The sequence below is a fragment of the Candidatus Bealeia paramacronuclearis genome (assembly GCF_035607555.1).
GTDB classification, from domain to species: Bacteria; Pseudomonadota; Alphaproteobacteria; order UBA9655; family UBA9655; genus Bealeia; species Bealeia paramacronuclearis.
Window position 1 is genome coordinate 217,427 of record NZ_JAVHWZ010000002.1, and the last position, 12,932, is coordinate 230,358.

General features: G+C 40.5%; 9 protein-coding genes and 1 tRNA gene. 5 read left to right on the forward strand and 5 right to left on the reverse strand.

The window, feature by feature from the left end; translation table 11 throughout:
• Positions 1–127 precede the first annotated feature (127 nt).
• The 4 genes from Bealeia2_RS05935 (at position 128) to Bealeia2_RS05950 (ending at position 3,393) form a co-directional block, all read left to right on the forward strand.
• Positions 128–586 carry a YbhB/YbcL family Raf kinase inhibitor-like protein gene (locus Bealeia2_RS05935; protein WP_331256180.1) on the forward strand — a complete coding sequence of 153 codons (459 nt, stop codon included), beginning with the start codon at positions 128–130 and terminating at the stop codon, positions 584–586.
• An 813-nt stretch (positions 587–1,399) separates the two neighbouring features.
• Positions 1,400–1,476 (forward strand) — tRNA-Arg (locus Bealeia2_RS05940).
• Positions 1,477–1,500: 24 nt separating this feature from the next.
• Positions 1,501–1,905: a DUF2750 domain-containing protein gene (locus tag Bealeia2_RS05945; protein WP_331256564.1), complete on the forward strand. Its 405-nt coding sequence runs from the start codon at positions 1,501–1,503 to the stop codon at positions 1,903–1,905.
• A gap of 204 nt (positions 1,906–2,109) precedes the next feature.
• On the forward strand, positions 2,110–3,393 hold the full coding sequence (locus Bealeia2_RS05950) for a hypothetical protein (RefSeq protein WP_331256181.1): 1,284 nt from the start codon (positions 2,110–2,112) through the stop codon (positions 3,391–3,393).
• Positions 3,394–3,440: 47 nt separating this feature from the next.
• Here Bealeia2_RS05950 and Bealeia2_RS05955 read toward each other — a convergent pair whose 3' ends face one another.
• From Bealeia2_RS05955 to Bealeia2_RS05970, 4 genes are read right to left on the reverse strand one after another with little or no spacing between them, the layout of a single operon-like run.
• Positions 3,441–4,550 (reverse strand): serine hydrolase domain-containing protein, encoded by a 1,110-nt coding sequence (locus tag Bealeia2_RS05955; protein WP_331256182.1) that lies wholly within the window; start codon positions 4,548–4,550, stop codon positions 3,441–3,443.
• Positions 4,551–4,572: 22 nt separating this feature from the next.
• On the reverse strand, positions 4,573–6,663 hold the full coding sequence (locus Bealeia2_RS05960; protein ID WP_331256183.1) for a hypothetical protein: 2,091 nt from the start codon (positions 6,661–6,663) through the stop codon (positions 4,573–4,575).
• The gene (locus tag Bealeia2_RS05965) at positions 6,660–7,427 is read right to left on the reverse strand and encodes a DUF3142 domain-containing protein (protein WP_331256565.1); all 768 of its coding nucleotides are present in this window, start codon (positions 7,425–7,427) and stop codon (positions 6,660–6,662) included. Before Bealeia2_RS05965 ends, Bealeia2_RS05960 begins: the two co-directional genes overlap by 4 nt.
• Before the next feature lie 6 nt (positions 7,428–7,433).
• Positions 7,434–9,203: an ABC transporter ATP-binding protein gene (locus Bealeia2_RS05970; protein WP_331256184.1), complete on the reverse strand. Its 1,770-nt coding sequence runs from the start codon at positions 9,201–9,203 to the stop codon at positions 7,434–7,436.
• Positions 9,204–9,433: 230 nt separating this feature from the next.
• On the opposite strand from Bealeia2_RS05970, the gene Bealeia2_RS05975 reads away from it, so the two are divergent.
• Positions 9,434–10,567, forward strand: coding sequence for an ISAs1 family transposase (locus tag Bealeia2_RS05975; RefSeq protein ID WP_331255183.1), 1,134 nt, complete (start codon positions 9,434–9,436; stop codon positions 10,565–10,567).
• A gap of 716 nt (positions 10,568–11,283) precedes the next feature.
• Here Bealeia2_RS05975 and tnpC read toward each other — a convergent pair.
• Positions 11,284–12,900 carry an IS66 family transposase gene (gene tnpC / locus Bealeia2_RS05980; protein ID WP_331255562.1) on the reverse strand — a complete coding sequence of 539 codons (1,617 nt, stop codon included), beginning with the start codon at positions 12,898–12,900 and terminating at the stop codon, positions 11,284–11,286.
• Positions 12,901–12,932 lie beyond the last annotated feature (32 nt).

Genomic DNA, 12,932 nt, shown 5'->3' on the forward strand with positions numbered 1-12,932 from the left:
CCTGTTTTAATTTTTTATTAATATATCATAAAAATAGCCAACCTCACAATGGCATAAAAAAACCTTAAAATAAATCTAAAATTATGCTTTAATAAAACATAGAAAATTCCACATAAAATGGCTAATTATGTCGTTAACACTCAAAAGTCTCGCCATTATCGCAGGAGGGCTCATCCCTCAAAAATTCACATGCGATGGCGAGGACTTCTCCCCTCATCTTTCGTGGGAAGGGGCGCCTGCTGGAACGTCATCTTATGTACTCATTATGGATGATCCGGATGCGCCTGTGGGGACTTGGGATCATTGGATCCTTTTTAATATACCTCCCCACATTCAGTCACTTGAGGAAGGCGTTCAACATTTTCATCCCGATGTGAGGTTTGGACGCAACAGCTGGGGACGTCTTAAATATGGAGGCCCCTGCCCACCAGATAGAGAACATACCTATGTTTTTAAACTTTATGCTTTGGATACCGCCCTGCCCTTAGAATCGGGCGCCTCAAAAAAAGATATCGAATCGGATATGGACGGGCATATTCTTGAAATGGCAGCTTTAAAGGCGCGATATGATCGGCCGCGACGGTAGATCTCAGAAAATCTTTCGTTTTTCTAAGTCTTGATTTTCAAGACGGATTCTCCACCCTAACAAAGCCCCATTAATGGCAGAATAAACAAAGGCTATTTTCCAAACACAAAGAACAACCGGCAAAGATCCTGAGAAACAATCTCCTTGTTGTCGCAAGTCGCTCTCTCAGGGTTATATATCTCTTTGGCTTTGAAAAATAAATTACAAAACCTTCTTGGGTTAATTTTTTCATAAGACAACCCTAGGCGTTATTAATAAATAGACTGGGAGGAACACCAAAAATAAAGTACGATGATCATGATGCTAATAAAAAAGGGAGGCACTATCATGAAGAAAATTTTTATGATTTCAATGCTATTAAGCACGTCATATTATAATATCGCAAAGGCCCAGACTAACTTTTGTAATGTTGAAGGAACCTGTTGGAATGATCTTGCATTTGTTATGGACAATGATAATTATTGGTATGATCCATGTTGCTATATTATTCCACAGAATCTCGATTCAACCAATTGCAGCGGTTATGTGTCATGTTGCAATAACAACAGCAGTAAATTGAGTGAAAATAATAACTGCCCTCCTGGCTGGTCAAATAATGCCTTGTTAAATAAAAACAATAAAAATCTACCCATTCATAAAAATCCGAACAACAATAACGAGACAACACATTGAACTGCAATATTTTTTAAGAAAAATCCCTTGAATGACAATCGCTCAAGGGATTCCGCTTTTCAATAATTCTCAGCCTTAAGACTTTTTTACTTTAAGGGCTTGCAGTTTTGATTCATATCGTCTATGACTCTCTCCAACCAGGCGCCCGTAGCTCAATTGGATAGAGCACCTGACTACGGATCAGGAGGTTAGGAGTTCGAATCTTCTCGGGCGCGCCACTTAATTTCTTCGAAGGGTTCCCCATCACCGAGTCTTATCCCGAAGGAGTTGTTAAACTCCACAACTTCTTTGAGCAACTCGTTCAAGAGGACGGTTCTTATTATGTTATTACAGACGAAGAAGATTATATTGTTCTTGTGGACTCTCAAGAACACGATAATGATGATGATAATGAACCCTTAACTGTGATGCTTTTGTGGTTCAAAGATTACCTGGCGGACGCAAATGCTTTTGCTGCCGGCAAATCTATAAAACCTATTCCCCTCGATCATTTCTTGGAAGAGATGCTTCCCGAGCTTTTGGAGAACCAAACCCTTTTAGGAATTAATTGGTCTGAAGGCGGCGAGTGTCTTGAGCTTTTCCCAGAAGAATTTCTCGACATTCTCGAGGGAGCTGGTGAAGAAATCGATATCGAGCAAGATAATTAAACGTTGTTCTAAGGACGATTAGGGGCGCAAAATCATGCCCCCATTCTCGCCCACAAAGTAATTGTCGTTATTTAAATTTTCCAAATCATTATTGGTAATGTTATCCTATGCGAAGGTACATTAGGCTTAACCTCCTGTTAACTGTTTTTTTTTGTAAACTAAGAGACAGATTGTAAATCAACAATTTCATCCAGGAGGCACTTTATGAAAATCCATCACCTTGCTTTGATCATTATTACAACTGGGATGAGTTTTTCTCTAAAATCAAATGATCAAGTCAATTTTAAATTCACAAACAAATCAAATTACCCTTTAACTTTGGACAATTATCATAATAATTGCATAGTGGGCGGGGCTAAAGGATCTAAGATTGTGCCCGCTAATGGGGGGAGTTATCAGGAGTCTTTTACAAAAAGTGAACGCATCTATGATTGTCTAGATTACCCAGGGACAATGCATTTTCAATTCTCATACCCAACTTATGCTGCAAAAAAAGATGCGAAATATGAATTTATTGTGGATAGTGATGAAAAAAATGCTCCCGGCGTGACTTATTACATTGAAAATAAAGGCACTGGTATTGATGTCACAACCTCTGCTCAACCCTACTATAAAAGAACCTCATCAAAAAACAAAGACTCTGTTCTAGGCTCTTCTAAGACTTATGATGTAACAGTTACGTTAAGTGATGCAAAGCTTAAAACTAATCCCATAAATTTTCAATTTAAAAATAGTTCCCACTACCCCGTGACCATAAAATGGAATCAAGAAAATTCAAACTGTTGGTCTCCAGGACCTAAGGAGATGATATTTATACCACAAACAGTCCTCCCTGGAAAAAGTTTGAGTCTTAATACGCAAGTTGATAATTTGGGGGCCTGTGCACTTACCTCCTCAAACTTAAAATTTGCATTTTCCTCACCCTATCATTCTGTATCTGTTGTATTTTTTGCAAAAATTAATAATGAGCTGACTCACATCTACGGCCCAGAGACAGGAGATAACTCTTTGGGGCTTTATACAAACACCAATTCACCCAATACGACGTCTATTGAATTTGTAGATAAAATTACTTCCACAAGTCCTGTAAATTTTGTATTTGTGAACTCATCAGGTGTTAATATAAATCTCGATAAAGTAAGTTCCACCTGTTGGGATCTCGAGAAAAACCTTCAATCCCCAATAAGGCCTGGTCAAAAACTTTATATTTCAACCCATACGCATATTCTCAATGATTCACAATGTGTAAATAACACATCATCCACAATGACCCTTAAGTTTACAGGAGGTAGTAGCCAGAAAACCTTCACAATCACAAAACCATTCAATGGGCCTATTACGTCTCAGGTAGATACCACCCAAAAGGACTTTTGGGCACTCATTATACCTAACGGAAAGTATAATAACGATGTTGCTATTGAGTTTATAAAACCAGGAAAGCCCGGTTTACTGAAAGGAGCGCCCCTTAAAAAGTCGCGACCCCTTTAAATGTTTTACACGCATACGGAATCATAACCCCCAGGAGAATGACACTTTTACTTCATCGTGGAGTCGATCACTTCTGACCAGAGGAATTGCCCCATACGTTGTGCAATAAATTGATCATCGTTGGTCACAACCACAATAGCCAAATCGTGCTTTTTTATGAGCCCTATGAAGGCGGAAACGCCGTTTATATAGCCCCCATGAAATACAAGACGTGAAGCGTGCGTTTTGTCATTTTTGAGCTCAAAAACCCTCCAGCCCAAAGCATAGCTGGACTTGATTTGGGACTCGGGACGAGGAAATTTCATTCCCCATGAAAATACGTCGGGGGCCAGTGTCCGGGGCTCATGAAGATGATCAAATTCTTGCAATAATTGAAGTTTTGTAAAGGCTATCAAATCATTCAAGGAGGCATAAACGCCTGCAGAAGAACTCACCGCCTCTGGATAATTTTTGGGAATTCTCCCCAAATCCGAAAGGGATTTTGTTTTTTTATCAAAAAGGTGGGGGTGAGCCATAGGCGCATTTTGAGGTGGGGCAACAATTGCAATATGATCGAGACCACGTTTTGAAAGCCCTTCGTGAAATGCTATAGGCCACGGTTTTCCCAAAGCCTTTTCAACGACATTTTCCAAAAGACTATAGGCCGCATTGCTATAAAGGAACGTTTTTCCAGGAGATGATTTCACTTCACTTTTCAAAAGCTTGGTAAGAATTTCTGGACGTTTCATTCCTTTTTCAATATCCGAATTACCCTTATAGGCATAACCCGTTGTATGACTGAGGATATGTTGAAGTTGAATACCTTTGGCGATCTGAGGGATGGCCCTTTCAACGCTTCCCTCAAATGAAAGATTTCCTTTTTTTACAAGGTCAGACACAACAAGGGCTGCAATGGGTTTTGACGAAGATCCTAAAGCAAAATAAGTATCCGCCGTAATAGCAGGACCGCCTTCGTATTCAACGCCGAATGTTTTGGAATAGACGACTTTTCCTTGATAAAGAATGGCTGCAGCGGCGCCATAAGATTGTCCTAAATTCTCATCCAATTTCTGAATTGTTTTTTCAATGGCCTCAGGAATCGTGGGGTGCGCAAAAATCATCCCTGGAAAAACAAAAAGGGTTGTGAAGGCTATGGCCATATTTTTCTTCAAATTCATAAATAATTTCCTTTTTTAAATTTTAGTAATAATAAGGTGTTTCATTAGCCCAAACAGTACCTTTGTATTTTTTGTGCAATCTGTGAAACCATTCGGGGCTTTTATTTTCTAAGTCATCTCTCCACCACGTACACCGTCCCCTATCCCAACCGCCATGAAAACATTTTGAGACTAAATAATGCAAGGCTTCTGCTTCCTGATCGCTTTTTTGGTTTTTATTCCCCTGTATCACCTTAAGAAAATAAGAAATGGGTGGTACCGTTTTCTTCAGAAAATCCAATGGGAGATTAAAACTGTAAGTGATTTGAGTGAACTGACATCTCTGACAACGTTCTTTCAATCCTTCAACTATCAATACGCGGTGCTCTGAGGAAGGATAACCCATTAAATCCGCTTCAAAAAGAGCCTTCCCAAATTCCAATAAACTTTTTTTATCTTGGGGGGATTCTATTAGTTTCTTCATGTATGGTTTGAGGATAGAAAATATCTTAAGAGATTTTTCATCCATCTTTTCATAAAGGAAGAGAGCCTCTTTCAACTTTCCCATCAGCACATAGCGCATCATCAACTCGTCGATCAAAAGAGCACGGATATCCCCCTGGATGTTAGGATTTTCTAAGAGTTGATTCAGCTCCTCATCCGTAAATTCAAGGACAACATCAGCAAGAAGAGAGAGACTTAGGTTTGGCTTCATGAACAGGAGATCAAATTTACGCCCCCTTTCAAATTGAAGGCAAATCATCTCCAATTCAATGTATTTCACTTGATCTTCTTCCACCTGACCTGCAATGATTTTGAGAAGGTCTAAAGCACGATCAGATTGACCGAGGGCCCTTAAAGAACGCACGCGCAGCATTTCAAAACTCAGACCTATGTTGTCATTGGGGATCAAAATGAACGACTTGGATTCCATATCAACAACTTCTTGAAACATCCCCAGTTTATAGAGCACCCATGCGCGTAAAAATTTGTATAATCCAGGGTAAGATACGAATCTTTTTTCTTCTCGCTCCAATACGCTAAGGAGATCTTTTGAGAGATTTGATTTTTCTAATATATAAAATGCAATAATCATGGGGGAATCAACACCAGGATTAATCTCCCCTTTGAAATAACGTTTAAACTCCAAGAGAGTTTCAAATTCTTGAGCGGTTGTTTTTTGAGGTTTTTCCCCTCCCGACTCTCTTGGTGTCAACACTCTATTGACGGCTTCTCGCATACTTTCATTCAGCTGTTTTTCATCATTCAACATAAAGAAAATTTTCCGCTGAATATTTTTTGAAGTATCCACATAATGCCCTTTTGGATACCTTTTAAGATAATCTTGAAAAAGCTTTAATGCGTGTAATAATTTCTCTTTATCAATCTCGCCTTCTTTAGGCGTCCAAAATCCGTCCCACGCTTTTTGCGACTGAACCAAAAGGATACGAGCCTCCATATAAGCCGCCGTTTCTTGCAGCCAATTATCATGAGATCCCCCTTTTAGAAAGTCAAACAGACCCAAGAAAGATGAGGCCTTCTGGTTCTTCAATTTTTCATAAAGTTCAAGGGACTTTTCATAGTCGTGGGTATAAAAAAAATAAGAAGCCTCAAGATATGTTTTATAGGCTCCAACCTTTTTCTCATCTAAACTTTGAATCATATCTAATAAATTGACGCCCTTCATCTCATCACCACAAAATGAAAGCATGTAATGGCGTAGTCGTATAAGATCCTGAAACCCTTCATTCGCTTGAGGATCGTAAGAGGCGGCTTTTAAGAAATTGAGCGCACTTGCATAAGTATTACTTCCACAAAACCAATGCCCTAAATCGTGATAGTCAAGGAGCTGGGGGGCAATTGGTTCAAGTTTCTTGTTTTTTTCCAAATCGTTAATTTGGGATTGGTAGTCTGTGAAGGTCATCTCATCTTGAGGCGCCCTAGAAAAATATTGATTCAAAGTTCTATAAAAAGCACTGACATTAGAATCATAAACAGGATTATAATTAGGATCAATATAGGGAGGAGCACTCCAATAAATATAGTCTTCGCGTGGATCAGTAGCACAGGCCTTACTTTTTGTGTGAAACAAAGAAAAAATGAGGATAATGCTCAAAAAAAACTTTAGTCTCATAACTTCTCCTCATTTTTCTTCTGAACAAATAGAACAACCCCTTTAAAATAAGGACTTGTCTGAAGTTGATTGATATAAATATTTGGCGTTTGATGGTTAAGTAATCCCACCTTAAATGGTATGTCAATGCGCGCAAGCTTATGAATATACTTTTTTATATCTGAAAAATGTTGGCGGTCTTGGTAAAGCTGAAAAATGATTTCATCTGTATTTTTTGCAAGTGCGCGAAGACTCTCTTTTTGACCAAATAGAATCCAATCTCCAAGCCCCGTAATGCTCAGTTGATATTCAGGTTTTAAGAGACTTTTCACTTGAGAGAGAAAATCATTATAGACAAGTAATTTTGAAGTAGGGGAATCAAAATCCAACTGCAGACCAACAACTTTCACATTGTGATGAATCCACAACGCGGCATTTCTCTCAAATAATTTCATAAGGTCTTTCGGATGCGGCAAACCACCTGAAATTCGATAAACAATATAAATTTTATGCACTGTAGGATGCGGAAACAGACCTAAACGTTCATAAGAAACCCTTTCTTCATTTTTTCTCAAAATTCCTTGGTAAATATAAAAAACCGAGTTTTCCATCCCTTTCTCAGGTCGAATTCCTGCCCAAATCCAATAATCGACAGGGAAGTTTTTCTGAGACTGAAGATAAAACCAGCTTCCTGCACCTAAAATAAGCAGAGAAAAGCAAGCAACGAGCCACCTCCAGGGAAAAACCTTTATTTTTTGAATGGGAGGAGCTTGCCTTTTTATCATTCCCAATTACCCCTCCTTATCAGGCAAAAATCCTTCCTGCTGAAGTTCCCAGAGATGGGCAAAACGCCCCTTTGCAGCAAGAAGTTTCTTTTGGCTCCCCTCCTCCACAATTTGACCTTTGTCAAAGACGAGAATGCGGTCCATCATTTTCAGTGTGGAGAGACGGTGGGCCACGACAAGCGTTGTACGTCCAACCATGAGCTCTTCCAAACTGTCATGAATTTTCTTTTCGGTAGCCGAATCCAAAGCGGAAGTTGCTTCATCTAAGACCAAAATAGGGGCATTTTTCAAAATGGCGCGCGCAATGGCCAAACGTTGGCGTTGACCACCTGAAAGCCTAAGCCCTCGCTCACCTACCGTCGTATCGTATCCAAACTCCAGCTGCATAATGAATTCATGACAATGGGCCCGCTTTGCGGCCTCAATCACCTCTTCATCCGTTGCGTCCAAGCGACCATAGCGAATGTTTTCCATGATGGATCTATGAAAAAGACTAGGATCTTGGGGAATAACGCCAATATTGGACCTTAGGGATGCCAAAGTAGCATCCGCAATGTTCTGTCCATCAATCAGGATTTGGCCCCCATTAATGTCGAATTCCCGCAAGAGCAAATTCACAAATGAGGTTTTTCCAGATCCTGAAAATCCGACAAGTCCTACCCTCTCTCCAGCTTTAATAAAAAGGGAAAGATTTTGAAAGAGCGGTGAATTTTTCCGGTATCTAAAGTTCACATTATCATAGCGAATTTCACCCTGGTGCGCTTCCAATTTCAAGGCATCTTGAGGATCTGCAATTTCCCGCTCAGTTTTCAAAAGTGTGAGCGCCCCCTCAAGGGTTCCCAAATCATTAAACAAATCCACAAGGGAAATGCTCATATGCCAAATAAGGCCAATGAGATTAAAACTACTCATCGCAACAAGCGGGAAATCTCCGGGGGTAATCCATTGAGCATGCCAGCCCAAAAGCAAACAGTATGTGATGAGGAAAATAAAGACGGCCGTCAGCGCCCCGCGGATTAAGTTTACCTTTTGAAGACTGAGGCCCGCAATTTTGGATTTTTCAATTTCAGTCCTCTGATATTTTCCGAGCCTTTTCGTTTCAAAAGGAATCCGGGCAAAAAGCCGCATAACAGAGGCATTAGCGATAATATCCACCGTCTCTCCATTAAGGCGAACAAGACTTTGATAATGATTCCCAATCTTGGTATTAATCTCATCCAAATAATAAATTGTAATTCCCAGATGCGCTGCGCACCACGTAAGAGTGATGAACGAAAAGAGAAGACTGACTTGTGCCATGACGATCAAGGTAATGAAAAACGCAAATCCAATTCCCAAAACATGCCAATAGAAGTTTTCCATAATGTGCTGGCTACTTCTAGGGATATCTGCGATTTTTGATCCAATGCTTCCCGAAAGATTTTGGGAAAAGTAATTGAGTGATTGGCCTTTTACATAATCAAAGACATCGCCGCGCATGCTGGATTTGAATTTTGGAAACGTATAGACCTCAACAAATCCATACGTACGCATAGCAATTTCCATGAAAAGCCAGGTGATCACAATGCCCCAAATAGGTACAGCGAAAACAGCCCAAATTGAGCCCTCCCCTGGATTTGAGGCCGCAATCAAATCGACCATTAATTTGACGAAATAAGGAAAGAGACACTCGTTAATGGCCCACATTAAAAGGCCAACGAGCATCGTCAAAAATTGCCATTTGTAGAGTTTGGCATAGTGCCACAAAAATGGCACCGCTTTGTGGGGTAATTGCATGATAGTAACTCAGTTTTAAATAAATTTTTTGAAAACGAAAAAAATTAGCCTCTCAAATTGATGAAGAGCTAATGGTGCTGGCGCAAAGCTACTGCTGAAGATTTTCAAATCTAACAGAAGTTTACAATCTTGTCAAGGATGGGTTGTACGAGTGCCAGGGCCACCTCATGAAAAAAATAGCTAAGAGATAGAAAAAATGAGAGCCTACCTGAAAAAAACAGGAGGTAGAAATGGGAATAGAAGTTGAAATTAGTTTTTTAGATCATTTTAAAGATATAGAAGATCCAAGGTCTGAGCGTAATCGAGACTACACAATGTCAGAAATACGCCTTGTCACTCTGTGCGCTGTAATATCTGGAGCAGAAGGATGGCAGGATGTTGAAGACTTTGGAAAGGCAAAGATTGACTACCTTCGTCAATTCTTACCTTACAAGAACGGAATTCCCAGCGATGATACCTATCGTCGATTTTTTAGAGCAATAGATCCCAAGGAATTTCAAGAGCTGTTTCGAAGTTGGGTCGAAAGTCTTAAATCTCAAATGCAAAAGAAAGTTATTGCTATCGATGGAAAATCATCACGGCATAGCTTTGATGAGGGAACTGATATGTTACATATGGTTAGCGCTTATGCGTCAGAAGCCAGATTGGTGTTAGCGCAGGAAAAAGTCTCAGAAAAAAGCAATGAAATCACAGCGATTCCTAAGCTTTTGGAATGGTTAGACCTGAGAGGAACAACAGTCACCATTGATGCAATGGGATGTCAATATGACATTGCCGATCAAATCATTCAGAAAGAGGGAAACTATATTTTTTCTTTAAAAGGAAATCAGGGAACTCTTTGCGAAGATGTAACAACCTGCTTGAGTGATAGCGAATTGAAAACAATTAACAATATCAGCTCTTTTAAGGATTACGATAAAGGTCATGGCCGCCTTGAGACAAGGCAATGTTGGGTCACACATGATGTGGCCTGGCTGCGAGAGCGGCATCCTCATTGGAGCTCAATTCATAGTATCATTCGTATTGATTCTAAACGAGAAACCAAAGATAAAACCACTTACGAAACACGATATTATATCTCTTCTCTCCAAGAAACTCCTCAGAAGGTCCTGGGGGCTATTCGAAGTCATTGGGAGATAGAAAATAATCTTCATTGGGTTTTAGACATGTCTTTTGGAGAAGATCAATCTCGCATCAGGAAAGAAAACGCCCCTCAAGTTATGGCTATTATTCGACATATGGCTTTAAATCTTTTACAGCTTACCAAAGATAAAATGAAGCGTCAGTCTATTAAAAGGCTTAGAAAAATGGCCGGTTGGGACGACAACATCCTTTCCAATATCCTCACTCAAAAATTTTCATGAGGTCGCCCTGCACACACTCCTACACTCTATTGACAGAATCGAAATATTTTTCCAAAATGTCTTTTGGAATTTACTTTCCAATAAAAAATGGCATAAAAGACAACAAGGAGAAATAAATTATGCACACTTTTGCAAGGTTTCTAACCTTAGGATCTCTTGTTTTTGGAGCAGTTGCTTTGCAAGCTACAAATCCTAATCCTGTCCCTATCAATAACAAGAGTTTTTTAATTACATGTAAAAATTGTAATATTAGATCCGATAGTTTTTTGAACTGTGAATGTAAAAGAAAAAATCAACAAAATGCTGACTCAAGTCTTAATTTGAGTAATTTCCATACTCCAGCAGGATCAGTATCTGACCTATGGAAAGCGTTGAGTCTTCAAGTTCAGAACTGTGATGGAATCTTAACAATTACCGAGTCATGTCCTCATAACTGATATTCCCACAAAAAAATAATCACGATTTCTAAATTCAAAGCCACGAACGTAGTTCGTGGCTTTTATTATGCCCAATCAAAATGAAAATTGGGTATTCTATAATGCTCCCCAGAAACTAGACTGACCAGTAGATAAGTGAGATTTTTTTCTTCAAAAATAAAGAAGGAGAAAGACATGATACGAAGAAAACATAGCGCGGGATTTAAGGCCCAAGTGGCTTTGGAAGCGATTCGAGCTGACTTAACAGTGGTTGAAATTGCCAAAAAACACGTAAGCGTCTTATTGGTGTAAATTAGAAAGGGAATACTTAAGATTCCAGGGGAGGAGGTGGGAATAATTATTTTCAGGTGTGGAATTGATGTTGGCGAGGACGTAGCGGAAATAGTCAAAAGCATTGACGCCATTGGCTTTGCAGGTCTCAATGAGGGAATAGATGACAGCTGAGGCGTGGGCACCTTTGACATTGCCCATAAAAAGCCAGTTTTTTCGGCCCACAGCAAATGGACGGATGGCGCGTCCTGCCATGTTGTTGTCAATATCCAAGCGGCCATCATTGAGGTATTCTGTCAAGGGGCCCCATTGCCTTAAAACATAGCCAACCGCTTGCCCCAAGGGACTTTTGGGAACAATCACTTTTTTGTGCTCCTTAAGCAAGACCTTGAATTTCTCAAGGATGGGCTTGGCTTTTTCTTGTCGGAGCTTTTGGATCTTATCGGGCGGGTATTGAGCCTCTTTGGCGTCTTTTTCAATTTTATAAAGGCTTCTGATGATGGTGAGCGCCTCGGCAGATTTGCCCGTGGTGTTGCCTGTACTTTTAATAATGTCCGCAAACTTGCGCCGCGCATGGGCCCAACATCCCACAGCCGTGATGTCTTGACTTTGCGCCAAGGCTTTGTAACCACCATACCCATCCGTATGAAGGTAACCTTTAAAACCCTTCAGGAATTCTTTGGCATTTTCACCTTTGCGTGTGGGCGTGTATTCATAAGAAATGGCGTGATGAGATGACGACCCGGTCATATACACCCACATATAGGATTGCGTTTGCGCCTTGCGGTCACATTCCTTTAAAACTTGAGCCCGCGTTTCATCTGCCCGTACATAAGTCTCCTTGAGAATCTCAGATCTTAAAAGCTCTTTTAAAGGGCTCAAGAGATCACCTATTTGAAGAATCCAACGGCTCATCGTGGCCCGACCTAAGTCAACTTCAAACCGCTCCCACATCTGAGATTGTCGATAAAGGGGTAGATGATCTTGGTACTTGGAGACGATGATGTGGGCCAATAGATTCGCAGATGCCATGCTTTTGAGAAGAGGCGCATTGGGCACTTCAGCCACACGCACCCCTTCGGTGCAAGATTTACAGGCATACTTCAAGCGCACGTTTTGAATGACTTTTAACTGTGCGGGAACGTAATCCAGCTGCTCAGAGATCTCCTCGCCCATCTGATGCAACGGATGTCCACAGGTGCAGATTTTATCACCAGCAATATCATGGATGACACGTTCGCGCGGCAGATGAGCCGGCAACGGACGACGTCCTTTTTTGAGAAGAGTCGAGGAGGATTTGTCCTTTCCAGAGTCATTCTCTGTTTCACTTTCAGCCCCAGCCTTTTCTGCTTCTAAAGGCGGCTCTTCGTAAACCTCATCAAAGACGTTTTCAAACCCGGGGAGCTTGGGAAATTCCTCGAACTTGATCTTCTCAGAGCTCCGCCCAAACTTGCTTTGTTTCATCTGAAGCAATAAATGAGTCAGTCGATCAACCTCTTGCACCAGATGTTCATTTTGTGTGGCTAGAATAGCCTTGTCTTTTTCTGATTTTTGCAAGTTTTTATAGAGCGCCACAGCGTCGAAAACAGAGGAGATTTTGAGTGAAGTTTGGGGCTCATTTTTCATGAGGAACTCTACCCAAAACCCCCTAAAACGTC